A 25,714-nucleotide genomic window follows, 5' to 3' on the forward strand; every position below is an offset into this window, starting at 1 on the left:
GGCAAAAAAGAGGAGAATGACATGAAAATTAGCCGCATCGCAGCCATTGCGTCGGTCCTGTTCGGCCCGGTCCAGGCCGCCGTTGCACAAGAAACACCAAAGGCAATTACCATTGCCACCGAAGGAGCCTACGCGCCCTGGAATTTCACAACAGCCGACGGCAAGCTGGACGGCTTCGAAGTCGATCTCGCCAATGATCTGTGCGGGCGAATGAAGATCGAGTGCAAGATCGTCGCACAGGACTGGGACGGCATGATCCCCGCGCTGACCGTCGGCAAGTTCGACGTGATCATGGCGAGCATGTTCATCACTGAAAAACGTCTGAAGGTCATTGATTTTACCCAGCCATATGCGGTTGACCCCTCAGGTTTCGCGGTCGCCAAGGACAGCGAACTGGGCAAGCTCGGCATTTCCAACGAGCGGTTCAAGCTGGACAATGAAGCCTCTTCGCAGGCGGCAATCGACAAGCTCAAGCCATTGCTGAAGGGCAAGATCATTGGAGTTCAGGCTGCAACGGCGAACCTGGAATTCCTGAACAAATACTTCTCGGACGTCGCCGAGATTCGCGAATACAAGACCACCGAGCAACACGATCTCGATCTTGCCGCGGGTCGCATCGACGCGCTCTTCGCGCAACAGACAGCGCTGGCCGCCACGCTGAGCAAGCCGGAGTTCAGCGACTATACGCTTGCAGGACCAGGATTTGTCGGGGGTCTCTTCGGTCTTGGCTCAGGGGCCGGCATCCGCAAAGAGGACACCAAGCTGAAAGACATGCTCAACGGCGCCATCGACGCCGCGACCGCCGACGGCACGATCAAAACTCTGTCGCTTAAATGGCTCAAGAGCGACGTTACTCCAGTCAAGTAAGCGCTTGCCGGCGAACGGCCATTCCTGACCACGTTCCGGAGCTGAGCCGTTCGTCCTGCCGGGGCATCAATGCCGGGGGCATCAATGCCGGGGGTATCAATGCCGGGGGTATCAATGGTTGACGCATTCCGGCTGCTTGGTTTCCAGCACGGAGGTTGGGGGGCTGCTCTTCTCATGGCGGCCTCGGTCACAGTGCTCCTGTCTATGCTGGGCTTTGCGCTTGGCGCTGTATTTGGCGGGCTGGCAGCGGCCGGGCGTCTCCGCAACTCCAAAATATTGAGGTTCTTGGCCCTTGGCTATTGCACGGTTTTCAGGGGCGTGCCCGACCTTCTGACCATTTATCTGCTTTACTATGGAGGTAGTGTCGCCCTGACCTCGCTTGGTCATAGCCTGGGCGGGTCCGGATTCGTCGGCGTTCCGGCCTTTGCCACCGGAACCTTGGCTATCGCGATCATCTCGGGCGCCTATCAAGCCGAGGTCTATCGAGGGGCTTACGTCGCCATCGACCAGGGACAGCACGACGCCGCTTGCGCGCTTGGTCTCAACCGGCTGCAGCGGCTGCGACAGGTTATTTTTCCCCAGCTCCTGAGATACGCGCTGCCAGGTCTCGGCAATGTGTGGCAGTTGGTTCTGAAGGACTCCTCGCTGATATCGGTAATCGGCCTCGTTGAACTGATGCGCCAGGCGCAGATCGCTGCAGGTTCGACCCGTGAACCGTTCATCTTCTACATTGCTGCAGCCTTGCTCTATCTGGCTATCGCTTCCGTCACGGGCCACGCCCTTTACCATCTGGAACGGAAGGCGCCGTGGCGCGTCCGGTCGGCATGATAGATTTCAGTTTTTTCCTCGAGATCCTGCCGAAGCTACTCGCCGGCCTGCCGCTCACGATGGAACTGGCCCTGACTTCCATCGTTGCCGGCTTCATTCTTGCCGTCACATTGGCGCTTGCCCAGCAATCGGAATCGCCCTTCGTCGTCTTGCCGATCCGTGGCTTCGTTGCCGTGTTCAGGGGCACGCCTCTGCTGGTGCAGATTTTTCTGACCTATTATGGCCTTGGTCAGTTCCGGCACCAACTGTCGGCAATTGGATTATGGGCCGTTTTCCGCGAACCCTATTGGTGCGCAATCATCGCGCTGACCCTCAACACCACCGCCTATGGCAGCGAAATCCTCCGCGGCGCGATTCAATCGGTGCCACGCGGCCTTGTCGAGGCGGCGCGGTCTGTCGGCCTGTCCACCTGTTTGACCTATCGGCACGTTATCCTGCCGTTGGCCTTTCGCCAGGCGCTGCCGAGTTACGGCAATGAAATCATCCTGATGATCAAGGGCACGTCTCTGGCTTCCATCGTGACCTTGATGGAGGTGACTGGAATTGCCCAGGGATTGATCTCCCAGACCTACCGCGCCTTTGAAGTCTTCATTTGCGCGGGCGCCATTTATCTCGCTTTGAACTTCGCGATCATCCGTGCCTTGGCGGCACTCGAATACTGGATGTCGCGGCATCTGCGGCACCGCCCCTCGACGATGAGCGACGCCGCCTCTTGAGCACGATCAGAAGGGCATAGCATGCGAAATTTTGAGAAACCAACGCGCTCGGTCGTCGTTTCACGCGAGGCCATGGCCGCCACCTCTCATCCGTCGGCGACCCTGACGGCGGTCGAGATCATGGCGGCCGGCGGCAACGCCATGGATGCCGCCATCGCAGCCTGCGCGGTGCAATGTGTCGTCGAGCCAGCCTCGACCGGCATTGGAGGCGACTGCTTCGCTCTTCTGTCGCGAAACGGATCCGGCGAGGTCATCGCCTACAACGGATCGGGCAGGACACCCGCCGCCCTGACAATTGACTGGTTCCTCGAACGTGGCATGGCCGAGGTGGCCCGCAATTCTCCCGGCTCCGTCACCATCCCGGGAGCCATCGATGCCTGGACCAGATTGCACGCTGATCATGGACATATGCGCTTCGATCAAATCCTGGCCCCCGCTATACGTTTCGCCGAGGAAGGCTACGCCATTTCACCGCGGGTCCATCGTGACTGGGCGTTGGAAGAAGAACTTCTGGCCTCCGATGTAGCCGCGAAACGGATTTTCCTGCCAAACGGCCGCGCGCCACGTGTTGGCGAAGTGCATCGCCAGCCTGAGTTGGCTGCAACGCTGCGGCTGATCGCCAAGAAGGGACGAGAGGCCTTCTATACTGGCCCTGTGGCCGACGACATGGTCGCCTATCTTCGTGGGCTCGGCGGATTGCACACACTTGAAGATTTCGCCTCGGCAACAGGCGAATACGTGACCCCGATCAGCACGGCGTTCCGAGGCTGCGATGTGTTCGAATGTCCGCCGAATGGCCAGGGTGTGATCGCGCTGCTCATTCTAAACATCCTCTCGCGCTTCGAAGCGCACGGCGACCCGCAATCCGCGGACCGGCTTCACCTGGAAATCGAAGCAACACGCCTCGCTTACGCCGCGCGTGACCTGCTCGTCGCCGATCCCGACACTTCCGAGGTCCCGGTGGCCGACATGTTGTCGAATGCCTGGGCCGATCGTCTGGCCGGCATGATTGACCTAAAGCGCGCCCGCGCGGACCTGCCGGCCTTCGATATGCCGCTGCACAGCGACACGGTCTATATTTCGGTTGTCGACAAGGATCGCAATGCGGTCAGTTTCATCAACTCGGTCTTCGACAGCTTTGGCTCGGGCCTGGTCTCGCCACGCTCCGGTGTCGTCTTGCACAATCGCGGGCAAAGCTTTTCGCTTGACCCCAAGCACCCCAATGCAGTGGCGCCGAACAAGCGACCTTTGCATACCATCATACCCGGGATGCTTGCGAGAGACGGCCGGGCAGAAATGCCTTTCGGCGTTATGGGTGGCTACTACCAGGCAATGGGCCACGCGCACCTGCTGACGAAGGTGCTCGATTTCGGGATGGATCTGCAGGAGGCGATTGATCTGCCGCGGGTCGCCCCCGTCAGCGGCACCATGAACGTCCAGGCCGAACACGGGCTCGCTGGCGAAACCGTAGCTGAACTTAGCCGACGCGGTTTCGAAATCATTCCCGCCACGGACCCGATCGGCGGTGCGCAGGCCATTCGCATCGATTGGGCAAACGGGACCCTGCTGGGCGGTTCTGAACCGCGCAAGGACGGCTGCGCCCTCGGTCTGTAGAGCGGTTATGGCCAGAGCGGGATGCAAGATGCCGAAGATGCTCTCCATTGACATTTGGCCGAGCAGGAGCCGCTGGCGCCATGGTCCCGATAATTCTTGCACGCCATCGACAATCCGATCGGCGCGAGGTTGTCACCCATGTCTTAGGTACAAACTGTTACCCATGTCTCCGAGCCGTACAGGGAAAAATGGTGCCCAGAGGCGGATTCGAACCACCGACACGCGGATTTTCAGTCCGCTGCTCTACCAACTGAGCTATCTGGGCCTGCTCCGGTGGGCGGCAATCTGCACACCGGGTTCATGAAAGCGCCGTCGGCACCCCTTGAAAGCGCGTGGGTTATAGCACGGGAATCCGGCCTGTCCAGCGCTTAGAGCATGATCCCGAAAAGTGGAATCCGGTTTTCGGAAAAGATCATGCTCAGACAAAACGCCAGAAGCTGTTCCGTCCGACAGTGTCCGGATGGAACAAGTTCTGGACATTGATTTCAGGCGGGAAACGACAGGCAGTCCGCAAGGCCGATCATCGGTCACGATCGCGGCTGCGAAACCGTCCCAAGCCTGTGGAAAACCGCAGGTGGACGGTGCTATTTCTGGTCGTCGTTCTCATCCTCGTCGTCGCGGCCCGGGATGACGTAGACCCCCTTCAGCCAGCGGTTGAGGTCGATGTCCTTGCAGCGCGTCGAGCAGAACGGGTAGGTTTCGCGCGCCGATGGCTTGCCGCATTCGGGGCAGGGCCGCTTGGGCCGCAACGGCGTGACCTTGTCGTCCGGGCTCATATCCGCGCACCCGACAGCCAGTTGGCGTGCACCTTAAACCCTTCGCCGCTCAAAAGCGCTACCGTCTCGTAGAGTGGCAGGCCGACGACGTTGGTGTAGGAGCCGACAAGCTTGACGACGAAGGCGCCGGCAAGCCCCTGGACGCCATAGCCGCCGGCCTTGCCGCGCCATTCTCCGGATGCGATGTAGGCCTCGATCTCCTCGCGCGGCAGCCGCTTGAAGCGCACCCTGGTCTCGACCAGCCGCAAGCGCTGCTTGCCGCCAGGTGTGATCAGGCAGATGCCGGAATAGACGCGGTGCGAACGGCCGGACAAAAGCCCAAGGCAGTTGGCGGCGTCGTCGAGCGTCTCGGCCTTGGGCAGGATGCGTCGCCCGACGGCAACCACCGTGTCGGCCGCCAGCACGAAGCTCGGCGCGTAGTCCGTCTCGGTTTTCAGCGAGGCCAGCGCTTTCTCGGCCTTCTGCGTCGCCAGGCGCTTGGCCAGCGAGCGCGGGTGTTCGGCGCGCAGCGGCGTCTCGTCGACATCAGCCGGCAGCACACGGTCCGGCTCGATGCCGGCCTGCTGCAGCAGCTCGATCCGGCGTGGCGAACCCGAGGCAAGCACGAGCTTCTGCAAAATGCCCATCGCGATCCCGGCCGGGTCCTTGAACTTACTTGAAGCGGTAGGTGATGCGGCCCTTGGTCAGGTCGTAGGGCGTCATCTCGACCAGGACCTTGTCGCCGGTCAAAACGCGGATGCGGTTCTTGCGCATGCGGCCGGCCGTATGGGCGATGATTTCATGTTCGTTTTCGAGCTTGACCCTGAACATCGCGTTGGGCAGCAGTTCCGTCACGACACCCGGAAACTCGAGGACTTCTTCCTTCGGCATTCGATACCTTTGCTTGGATGGGTACTTCCAGCGCCCCGGCCGGAAAGTTGCGCGGAACCTATATGATAAACGCCCGCTTGTGAACATGCTTAATCCGCGGCGTTTTCAGCCCCGTTGCCGAGGAAACGGCGGCCGATCCGCCCCTTCAGCCGCTCGCGCACGTCGCGGTAGGCGGCCATGATCTGATCGCGCGTGCCGCTGATGCCGGTCGGGTCGGGCATAGGCCAATACTCGACCTCGACGGCCAGCGAGCGGGTGAGTTCGAGCGCGATGTGGTGGGCTTCCGGCGCCAGCGTGACGATCAGGTCGAAATAATCGTCCTCGAGGTCATCCATCGTTCTCGGGTGCCGTTCGCCGAGCGACAGCCCTTCTTCGGCCAGCACGGCATCGACGAACGGATCGCGTTCGCCGCCGCGCACTCCCGCCGAGGCGACGAAGGTGGTAGGCGGGAGCACCTTGCGCGCCAGCAATTCGGCCATCGGCGAGCGCACGGCGTTCATGCCGCAGACAAACAGGATCGAGCGGGGCAGGATCTGGCGGGGCAGCGGGGCGGCCAGTTTCAGCCTCGCCAGTGCAGCACGCAAACCAGCGTGAACAGCCGGCGCGCCGTGTCGAAGTCAATCTCGATCTTGCCGGCAAGCCGGTCCATCAGCCTCTGCGAGCCTTCATTGTGCAGGCCGCGCCGGCCCATGTCTATCGCCTCGATATGGCTTGGCGTCGCGGTGCGGATGGCATCGTAATAGCTTTCGCAGATCATGTAGTAGTCCTTGACGATGCGCCGAAGCGGCGTCAGCGACAGGATGTGGGTGACCACGGCTGCGCCGTCCTCGCGCGTCACCGCGAACACCAGCCGGGACTCGGCCAGCGACAGTTTCAGCCGGTACGGCCCGGCGCCGTCGTCATTGACCGGCTGGAAGCGGTTCTCCTCGATCAGGTCGAAGATCGCCACCGCCCGCTCATGCTCGACATCGGGCGTCGAGCGGCCGATCGTCTCGTCGAGCTCGACATCGATCAGCCTGGCGCGGGTTTGGTCGTAGTCGGACATTTCTACATGTTCAGCCGGATGGCGACGGAGCGTCCATGCGCATCGAGGCCTTCCGCCTTGGCGAGCGTGATCGCCGCCGGCGCCAGTGCCCGCAACTGCTCCGGCCCGAGCTTCAGGATCGAAGTGCGCTTGACGAAATCGAGCACCGAAAGCCCGGACGAAAAGCGCGCCGAGCGCGCCGTCGGCAGCACGTGATTGGAGCCGGCGACATAGTCGCCGATGGCTTCCGGTGTGTGGCGGCCGAGAAACACCGCACCGGCATTGCGCATCCGCGCCAGGAACGCCTCTGGGTCGTCGATGGCAAGCTCGACATGTTCGGCCGCGATGCGGTCGACCAGCGGCAGTGCTGCCTCGATCGTCGGTACCAGGATGACGGCGCCGAAATCGCGCCAGCTCGCCGCCGCCGTTTCTCCGCGCGGCAGGTTCTGCAACTGCCGCTCCACCGCCTGTTCTACCGCTGCGCCAAAGGCACGGTCGTCGGTGATCAAGATCGACTGCGCCGACACATCGTGTTCGGCCTGGGCGAGTAGGTCGGCGGCGATCCAGTCCGGATCGTTGCTGCCGTCGGCGACAACCAGCACTTCCGACGGCCCGGCGATCATGTCGATGCCGACCGTGCCGAACACCTGGCGCTTGGCCGCCGCGACATAGGCATTGCCGGGACCGACGATCTTGGCGACGGGCTTTATCGTTTCGGTACCATAGGCAAGGGCCGCGATCGCCTGGGCGCCACCAACGCGGTAGATTTCGGAGACACCGGCAAGATCGGCTGCCACAAGCACCAGCGGCGGCACCTCGCCGCCGGAGGCCGGCACCACCATGGCGATGCGCTCGACGCCGGCGACCTTGGCCGGTACCGCGTTCATCAGCACCGAGCTCGGATAGCTCGCCGTGCCGCCCGGCACGTAGAGCCCGACGGCCTCGATTGCCGTCCAGCGCGAGCCGAGCTCGACGCCGGCGGCATCGGTGTAGCGGTCGTCCTGCGGCAGCTGCCGCTGGTGGTGGGAGCGGATGCGCTCGCGCGCGAATTTCAGCGCCTCGACCGTCTGCGGATCGGCGGCCTCGTAAGCCTTGGCAATGTCGTCTCTGGAGACGGCGATGCCGAGCCTGGCCAGGTCGCCGCCGCCGAATTTCTGCGTGTACCCGACCAGCGCCGCGTCGCCCTCGGCACGCACCTTGGCGATGATCTCGCGCACCACGGCGTCGACATCGGCCGAGACTTCCCGCTTGGTCAGCAGGAACGCGGCAAAGCGCTGCTCGAAATCGGCGTCGGACTGGCGAAGCGTGATGGCCATCGGCTCAAACCCTGTGGACCGGGCGCGACGTCGCTTCCCAGGCGCCGCCGACATCGGCAAGCCGCGCCTCGATGCATTCGACATCGAGCATGATCGCGCCGCCGCCCGAAAAGATCAGCTCGACGATGCCGGCCGGTTTGTCGAGCGCGAGAAAGCTGATCGCCAGCAGTGACAGCACCTCGTCCGGCTTGTCGCGGGCAATGCCGCTGGTCTTGGCGCCGAGCACCCGGTCGAAATGCAGCACGGCCTGCCGCCGCTCATTGTGCTGGCGGAAGAAGCCGGATTTCGCCTCCCAGACGAAGCGGTTCATGGTCAGCACGAAGCGCTTTACCGAAGGCAGGTATTCGAGATCGCTGACCTTCATGACAGCATCCTGGACATGCGCCGAGATGATGCTCAGATCCTGATCGTCGAGCGCGACAAGCTTGAGGCCATTCATGCGGAATTCGCACCTGCGAGTTGATTATTCGACCTTCTGTTAGGCGGTCTTTCCTGCTCGTGCAACCGCGCCGGAGGTCTTGTCCAGGCAATCGCCCCGGTCAGCGCTGCCCCTCATCCCCCTGCCGGGACCTTCTCCCCGTATAGGGACGGGGAGAAGGGGCTGGCCGCAACCTCGGCACCCTCCCGCAACGCTGGAGATTGGCGAAATCCTTCGCGAGGCGTCCCTTCTCCCCGTCCCTATACGGGGAGAAGGTCCCGGCAGGGGGATGAGGGGCAGCGCCGACCTGAGCCTGCTATGGTCACCCCGAAATGCGCTCGATCTCCGCGCCGCAGCCGGACAGCTTTTCCTCCAGCCGCTCGAAGCCGCGGTCGAGATGGTAGACGCGGTTGACCGTGGTTTCGCCTTCGGCTGCAAGGCCGGCAATGACCAGCGACACCGAGGCCCGAAGATCGGTCGCCATGACCGGCGCGCCCTTCAGCTTCGCTACGCCGTCGACGATCGCCGTCTGGCCGGACAGCGTGATGTGGGCGCCTAGCCGGGCGAGTTCCTGGACGTGCATGAAGCGGTTTTCGAAGATCGTCTCGGTGATGCGCGACTTGCCCTTGGCCATCGTCATCAGGCCCATGAACTGCGCCTGCAGATCGGTCGGGAAAGCCGGGAAGGGCGCCGTCGTCACATCGACCGGCGAAATGCCGGCGCCGTTGCGCCTGACGCGGATGCCGGAATTAGTCTGCGTGATCTCGGCGCCGGTCTGCGAAATGATGTCGAGCGCCGTCTGCAACAGGTCGGGCCGCGCGCCTTCCAGCACGACGTCGCCGCCGGTCATCGCCACCGCCATCGCATAGGTGCCGGTCTCGATGCGGTCGGGGATCACCCTGACGCGGGCACCCGACAGCGCCTCGACGCCGTCGATGGTGATGGTCGCCGTGCCGGCGCCCGAGATCTTCGCGCCCATGGCGTTGAGGCATTCGGCGAGGTTGACGATCTCCGGCTCGCGCGCGGCGTTTTCGAGCACCGTCTCGCCCTTGGCCAGCGAGGCCGCCATCATCAGCACATGGGTGGCGCCGACCGAAACTTTCGGGAACACATAACGGTTGCCGACAAGCCGGCCGTTCCTGGTCTTGGCGATGACGTAGCCGGTGTCGACGTCGATATCGGCGCCCAGCGCCTGCAGGCCTTCGAGGAAGAGGTCAACCGGCCGTGTGCCGATGGCGCAGCCGCCGGGCAGCGACACCTTGGCTTCGCCCATGCGGGCCAGCAGCGGTCCGATCACCCAGAACGACGCGCGCATCTTCGACACCAGCTCGTAAGGCGCCGTCGTGTCGACGATGTTGCGGGCGGAGAAAGTGATGGTGCGCGAATAGCCTTCCTGCTGCTTTTCGCGGCGGCCATTGACCGAATAGTCGACGCCGTGATTGCCGAGGATGCGGATCAGCTGCTCGACATCGGCCAGATGCGGCACGTTCTCCAGCGTCAGCGTGTCATCGGTCAAAAGCGCGGCGATCATCAGCGGCAGCGCAGCGTTTTTCGCGCCCGAGATCGGAATGCTTCCGGCAAGCTTGTTGCCGCCGACAATTCTGATGCGATCCATGAAGAGCGTCCCCTCGGCGCCAAGGCCGGTTTAAATCGGTTGAGTCTGTTGCGGCCATCTAGACCATTGGCCGGCTTGGTTCAAGAAACAGGCTACTCCCCACTTTGGCCCACGCCGACTTGGCCAAAGTACCGGCGACCAACATAGCCGATTCGCGTTAATCTTTTTTCATCACCGCTTGCAGCCCCTCCGGCCGCTTATCGGCGTCGCCGGTCCGTCGCGACCGCGATTGCGCCTTGCGCTTCTGCAGGTTGGCGCGCAACTGCTCGGCCAGCCGGTCCTTGCGGCCCGTTCCGGCTTTTTTCGCTGAACCATCCTTCTTCGGTGATCCATCCTTGTTCGGAGAAACTGTCTTGCCGTTCATCGTTCTGTCCCCGGCCGGCGACCCGCCGGTGCGGATCAAGGGATAGCCAACATTGTGGCACGGCCATGTCCGCAACGATCGCCCGGTGCGGCCTTTCAACCCGTCTTTGTCTTGGCCTTGCGCTTGCCGGTTCGATATGGCAGAAGCCCCGCCATCGGCGGCTGCGGTAGCTCAGTGGTAGAGCACTCCCTTGGTAAGGGAGAGGTCGAGAGTTCAATCCTCTCTCGCAGCACCAGTCTATCCGCACCATGCAGAGCTATGGCCATCGCCGCGCATGACCGACTGAGCAAATAGAGGCTATCAGGGCAGATCGCGACGCATACCGGCTGAATGATACGGAGCCGAGCTGCCTTGTGCCCGGCTCCTCCGGCTTTGACGGGAACCTATGCAGCGTCGCCTGTTAGTTGCCGACGTCGCCGCTCCGGAGCCGCTTCACGCACAAAGCGCGAAGGACCAGAGCGGCATCGGCGTAAGTGATCGCCTTTTCGCCGCCGAAAACCAGTGCATTGCCGACAACCTCTAGGACATCGCCCTCGATGCGCCAAGGAAGAATATCGGTGCAGGTCCGCATGCGGCCGAAGACCGAACTGATCGGCACCATCTGGTCCTCAAATTCCACGTGCGGCTCGTCCGTTCCCGGAATCCAGGTTTGGTAAGCTTCCAAGGCATCGTCGAAGGCTCCGTGCAAATGAATCGGAGCATGGCCCTCATGCAGTGCGGGTAAAAGGCGTGTGGTCATCGGTCTCCTCCTGGATCGCGGCAGCCAGCCAATGCTGCCAGGTAACCCCCGCATTTCGATGATTGGTCTATGGCCGGATGCGACGGGCGCCTACCCAATAGCCGCAAGTGCCGATGCCCCAATAGAAGGCTTCATCCCGTCCTGAGCGGCGAAATTTCGCCTCGGAGTCAGAAGCGTCGTCCGCCTGCGCCTGATCCGGCGCATAACGTGAACGCTCCATGGGCGGGAAAAGGGCGCCGATCACGATCCTGATACAGCCCGGAACGGCTTCCAGAAATGTCTGCGTCATCGTCATCTCCTGATCCTGCGAACATGGACGGCGAAAAGTCAGGCACTTGAAGCGGGCAGTATGACCGGCTTCTTAGCAAATGTCTATCAAACTTGTAGACATTGGCTTGTAAGGAGCGAGCCTCAGACGAAATACCATGCGAGCTTGCCTGTGACTACGGTGGATGCTTGATCGCCAAGCTTCCTGCTATCCGCGCCTCGAACGGCCGCAGCTCCCGGTCTCTTGGCACTTTGCGACGGGGATCAGCTCCATCGCGCCTTCCTCGCGAGCGCGACGGATCTTCAGAATGATCATCCGTCCTTCATGAACCTTGGTCGAGCCGCCAACATGCGATCAGGTGCTCGTCGCCAGCTTGGCTGAGGGGCGGTTCGGCTTTCCAGCAATCAGCAACAGCGAGCGAGCAACGGCCGGCGAAGGCGCATCCCTGGCTCGGGCCCGCCGCGATGTCGGCCTGAGAGATGATCTTCGGCGCTGCATCGTCTGAAGACGCCGCCAGCAGCAGTTTCGTATAGGGATGATTGGGTCCGTGAAAAATCTGGTCGGATGAGCCGGTTTCGACCAGGCGGCCGCGGTACAGCACGCCGATCCTGTCGGCCATGTAGCGCACGACCCTGAGATCGTGGCTGATGAACAGATAGGTCGTGTCCTTGTCGCGTTGCAGGTCGTTGAGCAGGTTGAGAACAGTTGCCTGGACGGAAACGTCGAGCGCCGAAGTGGGTTCGTCGAGCACGACGACCTTCGGCACGCCGGCGAAGGCCCGTGCGATGGCCGCCCGTTGCCGCTGGCCGCCGGATAGTGATCGCGACTTCTGCTCGGCTGTGGCGCCGGCAAGGCGAACCGATTGCAGCAAATCGCTGAGGCGGGCCTTTATCTCACTGCTGCGCAGGCCGGCGAGCCGGCGCAGCGGGCGGCCGAGGATCCTGCCGATCCGCTTACGCGGATTGAGCGTGCGATCCGGCGACTGGAAAACCATCTGCACATCGCGGCGTTCGCCAATACTTCTCTTTTCGACGCGCGGTGCGACCGTCCTGCCGAACAGCTCGACCGATCCGGCGTCTGGCATCTGTAGGCCGGTGACGATCCTTGCCAGCGTCGACTTGCCGGAACCGGATTCGCCGATCAGCCCGAAGGTCTCGCCGTGGCCGATATCGAGATCGATATTGCTGAGCACCAGTTGGCTGCCGAACGCATGGCTGATGCCTTTGCAGGCGATCGCGATTCGGCGTTCTTTGCGCCGGCCCGCGTCTTCATTCTGGACCGCCGAGTGCGATGGCAGGCCGTCCGTCTCCGCCAGTCTTCCATTCCGCTTCGTGTAGTTGAGCGCCGGGATCGAGGCGATCAGCGCCTTCGTATAGGCGTGAGAGGGGTTGTCGAAGACATCGCCGGCGGCGCCGCTTTCGACCACGGTTCCCGACTGCATCACCGCCACCCGGTCGCAGGAGCGCCGGGTCATGTTGATGTCGTGGCTGATCAGCAGAATGCTGGTCTTGTGGTCCTTGCGCAGGCCGGAGAGGATGGCGATGATCTCGGACTGAACGCTGGCGTCGAGCGCCGTCGTCGGCTCGTCCAGCACCAGCAGCGACGGGTCGAGCGCAATCGCGATGGCGATGTTGGCGCGCTGCTGCATGCCGCCGGAGAGTTCGTGTGGATAGAGCCCCAGCACCCGCTCCGGATGGCTCACCCGAACGCGCCCGAGCAGTTCGCAAGCCCGCTCGCGCGCCTCGTCATGGCGCACCGGGCGATGCCGCATGATCGTCTCGGTGATCTGGCGGCCGATCGTCATGCTTGGGTTGAGGGCCGCGCCCGGGTGCTGGTAGACGGCGGCGATATGATTTCCCCTGAGTTGGCGCAACTGCTCGGCGGAAAGGTCGCGGATTTCGCGGCCCTGGAACTCCAGCGCTGACGCCGCGATGCGGGCATTCTTCGGCAGATAGCGCAGGATGGCGAGCGCCACCGAGCTTTTCCCCGATCCAGACTCGCCGACAAGGCCGAGTGCTTCGCCTTCGCCTATGCGCAGGGAGACGCCACTGACGGCGGGATGCGATCCATTGCGCCCTTCATAGGCGATGGAAAGCTGGTCGACGTTCAGAACCGAGGAGGACATTGGGAGCTTGAAACCACTTTCTTCCAGCGTCGCGATCGAGGGCAATCGCTTCCACTTTCGCAACGCATTATATCTATAAAGTTACTCGAATTAGGGCGGAGCGCAATCTAACTTTCATGGCTCAAGAGCGATTGTCGCCGCTTGCCGAAGCAGTGCGACAATCTCCAGGGCAGATCTGGAAGGAGACTGGCATGGCTCGAGACCACATGATCCTCAGCGCATTTTTCTTCAACCCGCAGGGCGATCATCGGATGTCGTGGCGCCATCCGCGGGCGCCGGGCCGGGAGGTGCTGGACTTCGAGTTCTACCGTGATCTCGTGCAAGCGGCCGAGCGGGCCAGGATCGACACCATCTTCGTCGCCGACCACGTTTCGATCTGGGATTCGGTCAAGAGCGGTGTCGCCCACTACGCCAATGCCCGCCTTGAGCCATTGACGCTGCTGTCGGCACTGGCCGGCGTGACCAAACACATCGGCCTGATCACCACGGTGTCGAGCTCGTACAGCGAGCCCTACAATGTTGCGCGCATGTTCGCCTCGCTTGACCATATCAGCAAGGGCAGGTCGTCGTGGAACGTCGTCACATCGGCCATGGACGAGGAGGCGCGCAATTTCGGCCGCGACGGCAACATCGAACATGCGTTCCGCTATGAGCGCGCGGCCGAATTCCTCGATATCGTCAAGGCGCTTTGGGACAGCTGGGAAGACGAGGCGCTGCTGATCGACAAGGAGACGGGCTATTTCGCCGATCCCGACAAGGTCCACCCCATCGATCACAAGGGCAAGCACTTCAAGGTGCGCGGGCCGCTCAACGTCTCGCGGCCGCCGCAGGGCCACCCGCTGATCGTCCAGGCCGGCTCGTCCGAGGACGGCAAGAACTTCGCCGCCGCCCAGGCCGATGCCCACTTCGCCGTCTACAGCACCAAGGAGGATGGAATCAAATATCGCCAGGATATCAACGAGCGGCTTGCCCGCCACGGCAGGCGGCCGGAGAGCTTCAAGATCCTGCCGGGCATCCTGCCGATTGTCGCCGCTTCCGAGGCGGAAGGCCGCGAAAAGCAGGAATACCTCCAAACCCTGCTGCCCGATCAGGTCGGCATCGACCTTCTGTCCAGCTGGAGCGGCATCGATCTCTCCGTCTATCCGCCAGACGGGCCGCTGCCGCCGCTGCCGGACGAGAGCACCTTCAATGGCGGGCGCACATCGCTCAACCGGGTCAAGCAGTGGGCCAAGCAGAATCTCAGCCTGCGTGAGATTGCCCGCAAGCTCGCCAACAGCGGTTCGGTGCCGACCGTCGCCGGCACCCCAGCGCAGATCGCCGACCAGCTGCAGGACTGGTTCGTTTCAGGCGCCGCCGACGGCTTCAACCTGATGTTCCCGCTGCTGCCCGAGGACTGGGTGAATTTCGCCGAGCAGGTGGTGCCGGAGCTGCAGCGCCGCGGCGTGTTCCCGACCGAATACGCGCCGGGAACGCTGCGCGACCGCTTCGGTCTGGCGCGGCCGGCAAACCGCTTCGCCGAGCAGCGCGACAACGCACGCGCCGTGTCCTGACCGGGAGAACGATCATGACCGTCGCGCCAAGATTGCAGCCTCGCGAAGCCGCCGCGCCGCAGCTCGTCAATGTCCTGCAAAGCCCCAAGCGTGTGCGGGTCAAATTCGGCGGCCGCACCATCGCCGACAGCCGCAACGTGCTGGTGCTGCGCTCCAACCATTTCCTGCCGATCTATTTCTTCCCGGCGTCAGCGGTAGACCCGTCGGTGCTGAAGCCCTCGCTGCATCGCGAACCGCATCCAGTCGGTGGCGAGACGGCCTATTGGGATATCGACAGCGGCGACAGGCGCAGTGCCAACGCGGCGTGGGCGTTCATCTCGCCGCCGGACGAAGCGCTGGCGTCCCTGGCCGGGCGGATCGCCTTCACCTGGAAGGCCGTCGACCAATGGTTCGAGGAGGACGAAGAGGTCTTCGTCCATGCGCGAGACCCTTATGCGCGCATTGATGTGCTGCAAAGCACGAGCCATGTGCAGGTCTGGTTCGACGGCGAGCCGATCGCCGACAGTCACCGCCCGGTGCTTTTGTTCGAGACCCATCTGCCGACGCGTTTCTATCTACCGGCGGAAGACATCCGGCTGGAGCGGCTGACGGCGTCCGTTACAACGACGCGATGTCCCTACAAGGGCATTGCCTCCTACTGGTCGGGGCTGCTGAGCGACGGAACGGTGCGCCCGGACATCGCCTGGAGCTACCGGGAACCAATCGCCGAAATGCCGAAGATCAAAGGCCTCATCGCCTTCTATCCGCAGGCCGTTGACCGCATCCATCTCGACGGCGAACCCGTCGCATAGGTTTTCAATTTTCATTTCAAAGCAGGGTTTAACATGACCAAACGCAGGGATATCGACGCACTTCGCAGCCTGTCGGGGGACATCTGGAATGTCGCCGTCGACGAATATCAGGGCGGCTTTCTCAAGCGCCGCGATCTCCTGAAATACGCCGCACTGCTCGGCCTGACAGGCTTTGCCGCCTCGCAGGGGTTCGGAGCCGCACGCGCCGCGGCCGCCGCCGGCGGCACGGTTCGTGTCGGGCTCGGTCAGCCGACCAAGGCGATCGATCCGGTTTCGGTGACCGATCCGGCCAGCATCGGGGTGATCAGCCAGGTCGGCGAATATCTGATCCTGGACGATCCGAAGGACGGTCTCCAGCCGAAGCTCGCTTTGTCGTGGGAGGCCGACGAGACAGCCAGCCGCTGGACCTTCAAATTGCGACAAGGGGTGAAATTCCACGATGGCCGCGCGGTCACCGCCAGGGACGTGGTGGCGAGCTTCGAGCGGCTGGTCGATCCGGCCAGCGGCTCGTCGGCGCTCTCAGCCTACAAGGGCATCCTGTCCAAGGGTGGCGCCAAACTGGTCGACGAGCAGACAGTCGCCTTCGATCTCGACGGTCCCAACAGCAACTTTCCCTTCTATGTCTCCTCCGACGTCTACAATGCGGTCATCCTGCCGGCCGACTATGCCGGCGATTTCGAGAAGACTTTCAACGGCACCGGCCCGTTCAAGCTCGAATCCTTCCGTCCCAAGCAAGGCGCCAGCTTCGTGCGCAACACCGATTACTGGGGCGAGAAGGCACTTCCCGATCGTGTCGAGATCAAGTTCTTCGACGACGAGCAGGCCCAGGTGCTGGCGCTGCAGGCCGGCCAGCTCGACGTCATCCCGAGCACGACGCGCCTGGAACTGGCGATCGAGGGCAACCCCGCCTTCAAGCTGCTCAGCGTGCAGGCAAGCTCGCATGATCAGGTGCATCTGCGAACCGACCAGGCGCCGTTCACCGACAAGCGCATCCGCCGCGCGCTGGCACTCACCATCGACCGCGAGGCGGTGGTCAAGGGCCTGCTGAAGGGCCGCGCCATCGTCGGCAACGACACCCCGTTCGCGCCGATCTTCCCTTCGGCCGATCCGTCGGTGCCGCAGCGCAAGCACGATATCACGGAGGCCAAGCGGCTGCTTGGCGAGGCTGGCGTGCCGAACGGCTTCGAGGTGACGCTGACCACCGAACGCGCCTATGACATTCCCGACTATGCGGTGATCATCCAGAACTTCGCCAAGAAGGTCGGCATCGATGTCAAGCTCAATGTCCTGCCGCAGGACGCCTATTACGGCTCGGCGACCTTCGGCAGCTCGCCCTGGCTGGATTCGGTTCTCGGCATCACCGACTACGGCCATCGCGGCACGCCCGACATCTTCCTCAACGCCACGCTGAAGAGTACGGGAGCCTGGAACGCGGCGCATTTCAACAACCCCGGCTATGATGCGCTGCTGCTCGACTACTCGAAGGCGCGTGACCTCAATGCCCAGCGCCTTGCTGCCGGCAAGATCCAGACGCTTTTGCTTGACGAGACGCCGGCGATCATCAGCTACTTCTCGCAATACAGCCGGATTGTCAGCTCGAAGGTCGAGGGCGTGCGCTTCACCGCAATCTCGCATCTGCTGCTCGATCGCGTTTCCTTCGTCCAGGCATGATCGCGACATGCTGACCGGCCGCATTCTGTCAGCGCGTGTGGGCACTCTTGTCCTCACGCTGTGGCTTGTCAGTGTCCTGGTTTTCTTCGCCGGGCAGGTTTTGCCCGGCGATGTCGGCCGCGTGATGCTCGGGCCGTTTGCCGACGCGCAGGCGGTGGCGGAGCTGAACAAGCGGCTGGGCGCCGACCAGCCAGTTCTCGTCCAGTATTGGCTCTGGTTCAGCAAGGCGGTGTCAGGCGATTTCGGCACCTCGCTTTCGATGCGCGCGCCGGTGGCCCCGTTCGTGCAGGAGAGCCTGAAGCGCTCCGCATCCCTTGCCGGCATTATTTTGGTCTTTCTCATTCCGCTCGGGGTTGGCGGCGGTGTCATCGCCGGTCTCAACGCCGGCCGCCTCATCGACCGGCTGATCGTGATGGCGGGCGTCTCCTTCGGCATCGTGCCGGATTTTGTGTCCGGCCTGATGCTGCTCATCGTTTTCGGCCTGTGGCTGAACTGGTTCCCGATCTCAGGCGTTGCGCCGGATGGCGCGGGCTTCTGGACGCAAGGCTATTATCTGATCCTGCCGGCGCTGCCGCTGGTGCTCAATCTTGCCGGCTACATCGCCCGGATGACGCGGGCCGGCGTGATCGAGGCGATGGCCGCCGACTACACACGCACCGCCGTCCTGAAAGGGCTTGAGCGGCGCGAGATCATCCTTCGGCACGTGCTGCGCAATGCGCTGACCCCGACCATCGCGGTGCTGGCGACGCAGACCGGATACATGCTTGGCGGGCTGGTTGTGATCGAAGCGCTGTTCGGCATCCAGGGACTTGGCAATCTGGTTCTGAACGCGGCCAAGGCGCGAGATTTCCCGATGCTTGAAGCGGGGGTGCTGGTGATGGCGGCAATCTTTGTTCTTTCGGCGGCGGCGGGCGACTTCGTGCTGGCCTTGCTCGATCCGCGGCAACGCCGTCGGACCTCGCCATGACGGATCTGACGGAGTTTCCCGCATCACGGCGCGCCGTGGCCGGTTTTCCGGCGGTGCGCAGGATCGGCAGTGCCTTCTCCGGACTGCCCCCATCGGTCGTGATCGGAACGCTGCTGCTACTGTTCTGGGTCGTATGCGCGGTAGCAGGCAATCTTTTCGTTCCGTATGATCCCTATGCCGAGGATTTTCTGGCGATGCTGACGCCGCCCGATGCCTCGCACTGGTTCGGGACCGATCAGCTCGGCCGCGACGTGCTGTCCCGCATTATCGTCGGATCGCGCGATATCCTGCTGGTTGCGCCGCTGGCGACGCTGGTCGGCGTTGCCGCCGGCAGCATCATCGGCCTGGTGCTCGGCTATTTCGATGGCCTCACCGATGCCATCGGCGCGCGGTTGCTCGATACACTGATGGCGTTTCCATTCATCGTTCTCGTCACCATGACGCTGGTGGCGATCGGGCCGTCGAACCTGACGGTCGTCCTGGTGATCGGCATCGCCTATGCGCCGCTGGTGGCGCGCACCGTCCGCGCCGCCGTGCGCGAGCAGAAGCAGCGCGACTATGTCAGCGCCGCCCGGCTTGGCGGCGAAGGCGCGCTCGCCATCATGTTCCTGGAGATATTGCCCAACATCAGGGAGACCATCCTCATCGAGTTCGTCACTCGGCTGGGCTACGCGTTCTTTTCGATCGCGACGCTGAGTTTTCTGGGCCTCGGCATCCAGCCGCCTTCCGCCGATTGGGGGCTAGCCGTCGCCGACGGCTACGGCTTCCTGACCGGCGGTAAATGGTGGGTCGTCGTTTTCAATTCCGGCGCGATCGTTTCACTGGTCATGGCAACGAACCTAATTGCCCAAGGCTTAGGCGCGTTTGAAAATGGTGATGGATGAATGCGAAGCCGTATTGATGGCCTGAGCTTCGGTCTGCTCGCTATACGGACATTGCTACGTCCATTAGCAGAACGGCATTTTTCTCCGCGAGGCCGAAAAATCGGAACGTAGTTCCTTATCTCTATAGATTTTGTCGAATATCGTCTGCCCCGGTTTGGAAATGACCCGATGCGCATGCAGGGTCCGGGAGATTGACGAGTTGGCAAGGCTATCGGTTCTCGGAATATCCGGCGGCGTAAGCACACCATCGCGCACTACCGCGGTGGTCAACGCGCTGGTCAAGGCAGTCGCCTTGCGCGTCCCGGCAGACACCGGCGTGATCGAAATCACCGAGGCGGCGCCTTCGATTTTCGCCGGGCTGTCTCGTCGTGCGCTCGGCGCGTCTGGCGAAGCGATCATCCAGCGTGTCGAGAAGGCCGACCTGCTCGTGGTCGGAACGCCGGTCTATCGGGCGTCCTACACCGGCGCTCTCAAGCACCTGTTCGACCTCGTCGATCATCGTGCACTGACGGGCAAGACCGTGCTTCTCGCGGCAACCGGCGGAAGTCCATACCATGGCCTGGTTCTCGAACATCAGCTCCGGCCATTGTTCGGTTTTTTCGGGGCCGTCACGGTCCCGACCGGCGTCTACGGCGCGCCCGACGATTTCGTCGATGCCAAGATCGTCGGCGCGGCGATTATCGAGCGCATCTCACGGGCCGCTACCGAAGCGATTTCCTTGCTTAATTCCAGTGATGCAAACACTGCCGTCGCCACGCGCGTCGGTTGAAGCCAATCAAAAGGGGAAACGAACGAAATGACCTCGAATTCCGACAACGTGAAGTTCGCCTACTGGGTCCCGAACGTTTCGGGCGGCCTGGTCATCTCCAACATCGAGCAGCGGACCGGCTGGGACATCGACTATAACCGCAAGCTCGCCCAGATCGCCGAGGCCAACGGCTTCGACTACGCGCTGAGCCAAATACGCTTCACGGCCGGCTATGGCGCCGACAACCAGCACGAATCGGTATCGTTCAGCCATGCCTTGCTTGCGGCGACCACAACGCTGAAAGTCATCGCGGCGATCCTGCCCGGCCCATGGAATCCAGCGCTGGCGGCCAAGCAGATAGCCACCATCAACCACCTGACCAATGGCCGTGTCGCCGTCAATGTCGTCAGCGGCTGGTTCCGCGGTGAGTTCGCCGCCATCGGCGAGCTGTGGCTCGACCATGACGAGCGCTATCGCCGTTCGGAGGAATTCATCCGTGCGCTGCGCGGCATCTGGACCGAGGACAATTTCACTCTGAAGGGCGACTTCTATCGCTTTACCAACTACTCGATGAAGCCGAAGCCGATCGATCCGCAGCCGGAGATCTTCCAGGGCGGCTCATCACGCGCGGCGCGCGACATGGCTGCGCGGGTTTCCGACTGGTATTTCACCAACGGCAACACGCCGGAAGAGATCAAGAAGCAGGTTGACGACATCAAGACCAAGGCGAAGGCCAATGGCCACAAGGTCAAGATCGGCGTCAACGCCTTTGCCATCGCTCGCGAAACCGAGGCAGAAGCGCGCACCGTGCTCGACGAGATCATCGCCAAGGCCAATCCGGAGGCGGTGCAGGGTTTCGCCGATCAGGTCAAGAATGCCGGCAAGGCGTCGCCGGAAGGCGAGGGTAACTGGGCGAAATCCTCGTTCGAGGATCTTGTCCAATACAATGACGGCTTCCGCAGCAATCTCATCGGCACGCCGGAACAGATTGCCGAACGCATCCTCAAGCTGAAGGATGCCGGCGCGGATCTGATACTGCTCGGCTTCCTGCATTTCCAGGAAGAGGTGGAGTTCTTCGGCAAGCGCGTCATCCCTCTGGTGCGCGAACTGGAAGCGGCGCGCGACAGGGAGCTCGTCGCCGCGGAATAGGACACGCGCGGCCTCCAGGCCGCCGCCCGCACGCCTTCAAAATCAGGGACGTTTCATGATTGGTGCTTCGCTGGGAGCCGCCGCATACGAGCGCGCGCCCGAAATTTCCGGCATTCTTGCTGGTGCTGGTCCCGTCGAGGACACGCGCCCGGCGCGCCTGTCGGCAAAGGCTGATGCGATCCTGGCGCTGGGCGGGATCAGCATTTCCTTTGGTGGCGTCACGGCACTGCGGGATGTCGACCTCGAGGTCAAAAGCCGCGAGATTCGCGCTGTGATCGGTCCCAATGGCGCCGGCAAATCCTCGCTGATCAACATCATCAGCGGCCTCTATCACGCCGATCAGGGCAAGATCGCGATCGATAGCCAGTCCTTCTCCCGGGTGTCGGCAAGCCGTCTGGCACGGCTCGGCGTCGCGCGCACCTTCCAGAACCTGGCACTGTTCGGTGGGCTTTCAGTGCGCGACAACATCGCGTCGGGCCGCGTCCACACCCGGCGCGCCAGCTTCGTCGAACATATCGCCGGTCTACCGCGCGCCCGGCGCGAAGATGCCGCGATCGCTGAAAAGGTCGACCAGACAATCGCCTTCCTGCATCTCGAGGCCGTCGCCGATCGCCTGGTCGCAACGCTGCCCTACGGCCTGCAGAAGCGGGTCGAACTGGCGCGCGCGCTTGTCGCCGAGCCGAAGATCCTGCTGCTCGACGAGCCGATGGCCGGCATGACGGCGACCGAGAAGGCCGAGATGGCCGGTTTCGTGCGCGCAGCGCGCGACCGGCACGACGTCACCATCATCCTCATCGAACACGACATCGGCGTGGTCATGGGGCTCTCCGACCGCGTCGCCGTGCTCGACTACGGCCGCAAGATCGCCGACGGGACACCGGCCGAGGTCAGGGCCAATCCGGCGGTGATCCGGGCCTATATCGGCACCGCCGAAGGCGAAGATGGCGAGGGCATCTGATGAGCTACTATGATTTCCTCTTCGTCATCGAGGTGCTGGTCGGTGGCTTGCTCTCAGGCGTCATGTATTCGCTCGTCGCCATCGGTTTCGTGCTGATCTACAAGACGTCGGGCGTGCTGAACTTCGCGCAAGGGTCGATGGTGCTGTTCGCCGCACTCACCTTTGTCAGCCTTGTCGAACGCGGCATCCCGTTTGCGCTTTCGCTGCTCATTACCCTCGCGGTCATGGTTGCGCTGGGCTTCACCATCGAGCGAACTGTGCTGAGGCCGCTGGTCAATCGCTCGCCGATGACGCTGTTCATGGCCACGCTTGGCCTGTCTTACATCATTGAAGGCGCTGCCCAGTTGGTGTGGGGCACGCAGGTGCACGGGCTCGATCTCGGCATCGACGACACGCCGTTCGAGGTCGGCGGTATCCTGATATCGTCGTTCGATCTTCTTGCTGCAGGCATTGCCGCGGCGATGGTCGCCGGCTTGAGCGCATTCTTCTATTGGACCCGCATCGGCCTGGCGTTTCGCGCCGTCGCAGACGACCAGTTCGCCGCGCTCGCCGTCGGGCTGCGGCTGCCCCGGATCTGGGGGACGGTGTGGACGGCCGCGGGGTTCGTGGCACTGGTCGCGGGGCTCTTGTGGGGCGCGCGCCTCGGCGTCCAGTTCTCGCTGTCGCTGATCGTGCTGAAGGCGCTGCCGGTGCTGGTGCTTGGCGGCTTCGATTCCATCCTCGGCGCCATCGTCGGCGGCCTCATCATCGGCGCCAGCGAGAAGCTCGCCGAGGTCTACCTCGGACCCTTTTTCGGTGGCGGCATCGAAGGCTGGTTCGCCTATGCGCTGGCGCTGGTCGTCCTGCTGGTGCGCCCCTCCGGCCTGTTTGGCCAGAAGACTGTCGAAAGGGTCTGACCGATGGCCGTGCAAGCGCTCGATGCCGCAAGGCTTCCCATCGACTGGCAGAGGTTAGCTCTGCCCGTCGCCCTGATTGCCGTGGCCTACGGCCTGATCCCCGCCTATGCGTCGAGCTATCTCGTCGAGGCGATCCTGCTGCCGTTCCTTGCGCTCAGCCTGGCGGCGGTCGGCCTCAACCTTTTGACCGGCTATTGCGGCCAGCTTTCGCTGGGCTCCTCCGCCTTCATGGCGGTCGGCGCTTTCGCCGCCTACAATTTCAACCTTCGGGTCGAAGGACTGCCGCTGGCTGCAACCATGATCCTGGCCGGGATTTCGGCCGCCGGCATCGGCGTCGTGTTCGGATTGCCGAGCCTGCGCCTGCGCGGCTTCTATCTCGCCGTCTCGACGCTCGCCGCCCAGTTCTTCGTGCAGTGGGCGCTGACCAAGTTCGGCTGGTTCTCCAACGACAACCCTTCCGGGGTGATCTCGGCGCCGCACCTTGCCGTTGCGGGCTTCTCGCTCGACAGGGCGACGGGCCGCTACCTGCTCTCGGTGACCACGGTCATCGTGCTCACGGCGCTCGTCTGGCGCCTGGTCAACAGCGCGACCGGCCGCAATTTCATCGCCGTGCGCGACAACGAAACCGCCGCGCGGGTGATCGGCGTCCCTGTGCTGAAGACCAAGCTGCTCGCGTTCGCCATCTCGTCCTTCATCATCGGCGTCGCCGGGGTGCTGTGGGCCTTCACCTATCTGCGCACCGTCGAGCCGGCCGGCTTCAATCTCGACCGCTCGTTCCAGATCCTGTTCATCATCATCATCGGCGGGCTGGCCTCGATACGCGGCGCCTTTCTGGGAGCGGCGTTCATCGTCATCTTTCCGCTCATCCTGTCGCGGCTTGGCGCCTTCCTGTTTGGCGGACTGTTCGATTCGGGTGTTCTCGACATGAGCCAGCGCATCGTGCTCGGCGCGCTCATCATCATCTTCCTCATCGCGGAACCGAACGGGCTGTCGGCCCTCTTCGACCGCCTGAAACGACGGATCGGCTCAAGGTCCAGCTGAGCGCCGCTCGACATCCTCTCACGGACCACAACCTCAGGAGACGCAAGCCATGACCTTCTTCAGTCACCTCAAGAAAGCGGCGATCGCCACGGCTTTCGTCCTCGGCGCGACGGCGGTCCACGCCGACGAGCAGTATTTTCCCCTGCAGAGCTACCGCGTCGGCCCTTATGCCGCCGGCGGCACCGGCTTCTTCGGCGGCTTCATCGACTATCTCAACCTGATCAACATCCGCGACGGCGGCGTCAACGGCGTCAAACTGACCTGGAGCGAGGGCGAGACGCAGTATGAGGTCGAGAAGGGCGTCGAGGTCTATGAACGATTGAAGAGCAATCCCGGCATCGCCGCCTGGAACCCGCTTTCGGTCGGCATCGCCTATGCCATGATCGACCGCATCACCGATGACAAGGTGCCGCTGATTACCATCAACCACGGCCGCACCGACACCACGGACGGACGCGTGTTCCCTTACGTCTTCCCGCTGCTGCTCAATCCCTACAGCGAGACCTCGGGCATCGTGAACTATATCGCCTCCAAGGAAGGTGGCCTCGACAAGCTCAAGGGCAAGAAGATCGTCGTGCTCTATCACGGCTCGCCCTATGGCAAGGAGACGATTCCGATCTATGAGCTGCTGTCGCAGAAATACGGCTTCGAGCTGTCGCAGATCGAGGTTCCGCATCCAGGCAACGAGCAGCAGGCGCAGTGGCTGACGATCCGTCGCGAGCATCCGGACTATGTGGTGCTGCGCGGCTGGGGCGTGATGAACCCGGTTGCGCTCAAGACCGCGCAGAAGACCGGCTTCCCGGCCGATCACATCGTCGGCAATGTCTGGTCGAATTCGGAAGAGGATGTGATCCCCGCCGGCGATGCCGCCAAGGGCTATACGGCCATCACCACCCAGGCGTCAGGCGAGCAGTATCCGGTAGTCCAGGAGATCGTCAAAACGGTCTACGGCGCCGGCAAAGGCAATCTCGAGGAAAAGAGCCGTATCGGCTCGGTCTACCACAATCTCGGCATCGTCAACGGCATCCTCAATGTCGAGGCGGTCCGCATCGCGCAGGCCAAGTTCGGCAACCGCACGCTCACCGGCGACGAAGTCCGCTGGGGCTTCGAGCATCTCAAGCTCGATCCGGCACGCGTCGAGGCGCTGGGCGCCAAGGACCTGTTCCACTCGATCAACGTCTCCTGGGACAATCACGAAGGTGACGGCTACGTGACCTTCCAGCAGTGGGACGGCAAGAAGTGGAACGTCGTCTCCGACTGGATTGCGCCCGACTGGAAGCTGCTGCGTCCGATCATCGAGAAGTCGTCCGAGGCCTATGCCAAGGAAAAGGGCATCAAGATCCGCACGGCCGAAGACGCCGAAGCAGTGGTCAGCAACTGAAGTCCAACAACTCGCGGCCCGCCCACCGGCCCGGCGCGGTTTAAAGGCAATTTTGGATGGAAATATTTAAAACCCCGCAAAAAAGCTCCAATACGGGAGTCGCCGGGGGTGCGGGGTATTTTTTTAAAAAGTCTCAGG

General features: G+C 62.9%; 27 protein-coding genes and 2 tRNA genes. 16 read left to right on the forward strand and 13 right to left on the reverse strand.

The genetic code is table 11. From position 1 onward, the window contains the following. Window positions 1-21 precede the first annotated feature (21 nt). From NKH99_RS21810 to ggt, 4 genes are all read left to right on the forward strand, one after another. Window positions 22-867: a transporter substrate-binding domain-containing protein gene (locus tag NKH99_RS21810; protein WP_353015472.1), complete on the forward strand. Its 846-nt coding sequence runs from the start codon at window positions 22-24 to the stop codon at window positions 865-867. Window positions 868-981: 114 nt separating this feature from the next. Beyond that, the gene (locus NKH99_RS21815) at window positions 982-1,695 is read left to right on the forward strand and encodes an ABC transporter permease (protein WP_502900093.1); all 714 of its coding nucleotides are present in this window, start codon (window positions 982-984) and stop codon (window positions 1,693-1,695) included. Beyond that, window positions 1,692-2,411 (forward strand): ABC transporter permease, encoded by a 720-nt coding sequence (locus tag NKH99_RS21820; protein ID WP_352501748.1) that lies wholly within the window; start codon window positions 1,692-1,694, stop codon window positions 2,409-2,411. The genes NKH99_RS21815 and NKH99_RS21820 overlap by 4 nt, the downstream gene beginning before the upstream one ends. 21 nt (window positions 2,412-2,432) lie before the next feature. Next, window positions 2,433-4,025, forward strand: coding sequence for a gamma-glutamyltransferase (ggt, locus tag NKH99_RS21825; protein ID WP_353015477.1), 1,593 nt, complete (start codon window positions 2,433-2,435; stop codon window positions 4,023-4,025). Between the two features lie 189 nt (window positions 4,026-4,214). On the opposite strand, the gene NKH99_RS21830 is transcribed toward ggt, so the two are convergent. The 10 genes from NKH99_RS21830 to NKH99_RS21875 form a co-directional block, all read right to left on the reverse strand. Then, window positions 4,215-4,290 (reverse strand) — tRNA-Phe (locus tag NKH99_RS21830). A gap of 319 nt (window positions 4,291-4,609) precedes the next feature. Next, on the reverse strand, window positions 4,610-4,801 hold the full coding sequence (yacG, locus tag NKH99_RS21835) for a DNA gyrase inhibitor YacG (protein WP_023677402.1): 192 nt from the start codon (window positions 4,799-4,801) through the stop codon (window positions 4,610-4,612). Next, on the reverse strand, window positions 4,798-5,427 hold the full coding sequence (locus NKH99_RS21840) for a Maf-like protein (protein WP_352470150.1): 630 nt from the start codon (window positions 5,425-5,427) through the stop codon (window positions 4,798-4,800). Before NKH99_RS21840 ends, yacG begins: the two co-directional genes overlap by 4 nt. Window positions 5,428-5,452: 25 nt before the next feature. Next, complete coding sequence (gene infA, locus NKH99_RS21845) at window positions 5,453-5,671, reverse strand: translation initiation factor IF-1 (protein ID WP_006200926.1); 219 nt, start codon at window positions 5,669-5,671, stop codon at window positions 5,453-5,455. Window positions 5,672-5,760: 89 nt separating this feature from the next. Beyond that, window positions 5,761-6,243 (reverse strand): arsenate-mycothiol transferase ArsC, encoded by a 483-nt coding sequence (locus NKH99_RS21850; protein WP_502900094.1) that lies wholly within the window; start codon window positions 6,241-6,243, stop codon window positions 5,761-5,763. After that, window positions 6,231-6,716, reverse strand: coding sequence for a UPF0262 family protein (locus NKH99_RS21855; RefSeq protein ID WP_352470151.1), 486 nt, complete (start codon window positions 6,714-6,716; stop codon window positions 6,231-6,233). Before NKH99_RS21855 ends, NKH99_RS21850 begins: the two co-directional genes overlap by 13 nt. Window positions 6,717-6,718: 2 nt before the next feature. Continuing rightward, window positions 6,719-8,011, reverse strand: coding sequence for a histidinol dehydrogenase (gene hisD / locus NKH99_RS21860; RefSeq protein WP_352470152.1), 1,293 nt, complete (start codon window positions 8,009-8,011; stop codon window positions 6,719-6,721). Between the two features lie 4 nt (window positions 8,012-8,015). Further along, the gene (locus tag NKH99_RS21865) at window positions 8,016-8,450 is read right to left on the reverse strand and encodes a DUF2948 family protein (protein WP_352470153.1); all 435 of its coding nucleotides are present in this window, start codon (window positions 8,448-8,450) and stop codon (window positions 8,016-8,018) included. Window positions 8,451-8,751: 301 nt separating this feature from the next. Then, the gene (gene murA, locus NKH99_RS21870) at window positions 8,752-10,044 is read right to left on the reverse strand and encodes a UDP-N-acetylglucosamine 1-carboxyvinyltransferase (protein ID WP_023677408.1); all 1,293 of its coding nucleotides are present in this window, start codon (window positions 10,042-10,044) and stop codon (window positions 8,752-8,754) included. Window positions 10,045-10,201: 157 nt separating this feature from the next. Then, window positions 10,202-10,447 carry a hypothetical protein gene (locus NKH99_RS21875; RefSeq protein ID WP_502900092.1) on the reverse strand — a complete coding sequence of 82 codons (246 nt, stop codon included), beginning with the start codon at window positions 10,445-10,447 and terminating at the stop codon, window positions 10,202-10,204. Window positions 10,448-10,568: 121 nt separating this feature from the next. On the opposite strand from NKH99_RS21875, the gene NKH99_RS21880 reads away from it, so the two are divergent. After that, window positions 10,569-10,643, forward strand: a tRNA-Thr gene (locus tag NKH99_RS21880). Window positions 10,644-10,808: 165 nt separating this feature from the next. On the opposite strand, the gene NKH99_RS21885 is transcribed toward NKH99_RS21880, so the two are convergent. The 3 genes from NKH99_RS21885 to NKH99_RS21895 all read right to left on the reverse strand — a co-directional run bounded on the left by NKH99_RS21885 (window position 10,809) and on the right by NKH99_RS21895 (window position 13,540). Next, the gene (locus tag NKH99_RS21885; protein WP_352613946.1) at window positions 10,809-11,147 is read right to left on the reverse strand and encodes a BRA0787 family protein; all 339 of its coding nucleotides are present in this window, start codon (window positions 11,145-11,147) and stop codon (window positions 10,809-10,811) included. Window positions 11,148-11,214: 67 nt separating this feature from the next. Further along, entirely contained in the window at window positions 11,215-11,442 is a 228-nt protein-coding gene (locus NKH99_RS21890) for a hypothetical protein (RefSeq protein ID WP_352541336.1), read from the reverse strand. 295 nt (window positions 11,443-11,737) lie between these two features. Further along, complete coding sequence (locus tag NKH99_RS21895) at window positions 11,738-13,540, reverse strand: dipeptide ABC transporter ATP-binding protein (RefSeq protein WP_353015479.1); 1,803 nt, start codon at window positions 13,538-13,540, stop codon at window positions 11,738-11,740. Window positions 13,541-13,731: 191 nt separating this feature from the next. Between NKH99_RS21895 and NKH99_RS21900 the strand changes: the two genes are divergently transcribed. From NKH99_RS21900 to NKH99_RS21950, 11 genes are all read left to right on the forward strand, one after another. After that, on the forward strand, window positions 13,732-15,090 hold the full coding sequence (locus NKH99_RS21900; protein ID WP_353015481.1) for an LLM class flavin-dependent oxidoreductase: 1,359 nt from the start codon (window positions 13,732-13,734) through the stop codon (window positions 15,088-15,090). A gap of 14 nt (window positions 15,091-15,104) precedes the next feature. After that, window positions 15,105-15,881: a DUF427 domain-containing protein gene (locus NKH99_RS21905; protein ID WP_353015483.1), complete on the forward strand. Its 777-nt coding sequence runs from the start codon at window positions 15,105-15,107 to the stop codon at window positions 15,879-15,881. A gap of 33 nt (window positions 15,882-15,914) precedes the next feature. Then, entirely contained in the window at window positions 15,915-17,552 is a 1,638-nt protein-coding gene (locus NKH99_RS21910) for an ABC transporter substrate-binding protein (protein WP_353015485.1), read from the forward strand. A 7-nt stretch (window positions 17,553-17,559) separates the two neighbouring features. Then, window positions 17,560-18,519 (forward strand): ABC transporter permease, encoded by a 960-nt coding sequence (locus tag NKH99_RS21915; RefSeq protein WP_352685312.1) that lies wholly within the window; start codon window positions 17,560-17,562, stop codon window positions 18,517-18,519. Then, a complete protein-coding gene (locus tag NKH99_RS21920; RefSeq protein ID WP_352774736.1) occupies window positions 18,516-19,403 on the forward strand; it encodes an ABC transporter permease in 888 nt (295 codons plus the stop codon). Before NKH99_RS21915 ends, NKH99_RS21920 begins: the two co-directional genes overlap by 4 nt. Window positions 19,404-19,602: 199 nt before the next feature. Further along, entirely contained in the window at window positions 19,603-20,172 is a 570-nt protein-coding gene (gene msuE / locus NKH99_RS21925) for an FMN reductase (RefSeq protein WP_353015488.1), read from the forward strand. A gap of 27 nt (window positions 20,173-20,199) precedes the next feature. Further along, on the forward strand, window positions 20,200-21,300 hold the full coding sequence (sfnG, locus tag NKH99_RS21930) for a dimethylsulfone monooxygenase SfnG (RefSeq protein WP_023722893.1): 1,101 nt from the start codon (window positions 20,200-20,202) through the stop codon (window positions 21,298-21,300). A 55-nt stretch (window positions 21,301-21,355) separates the two neighbouring features. Then, window positions 21,356-22,258, forward strand: a complete 903-nt coding sequence (locus NKH99_RS21935) for an ABC transporter ATP-binding protein (RefSeq protein WP_352517943.1) — start codon at window positions 21,356-21,358, stop codon at window positions 22,256-22,258. After that, a complete protein-coding gene (locus tag NKH99_RS21940) occupies window positions 22,258-23,154 on the forward strand; it encodes a branched-chain amino acid ABC transporter permease (protein ID WP_352541345.1) in 897 nt (298 codons plus the stop codon). The genes NKH99_RS21935 and NKH99_RS21940 overlap by 1 nt, the downstream gene beginning before the upstream one ends. Window positions 23,155-23,157: 3 nt before the next feature. Beyond that, window positions 23,158-24,195: a branched-chain amino acid ABC transporter permease gene (locus NKH99_RS21945; protein ID WP_023722896.1), complete on the forward strand. Its 1,038-nt coding sequence runs from the start codon at window positions 23,158-23,160 to the stop codon at window positions 24,193-24,195. 49 nt (window positions 24,196-24,244) lie between these two features. Next, entirely contained in the window at window positions 24,245-25,576 is a 1,332-nt protein-coding gene (locus NKH99_RS21950; protein ID WP_352516270.1) for an ABC transporter substrate-binding protein, read from the forward strand. Window positions 25,577-25,714: the final 138 nt, after the last annotated feature.

The sequence above is a fragment of the Mesorhizobium sp. M0854 genome (assembly GCF_040319815.1).
In the GTDB taxonomy this organism is placed as follows: domain Bacteria; phylum Pseudomonadota; class Alphaproteobacteria; order Rhizobiales; family Rhizobiaceae; genus Mesorhizobium.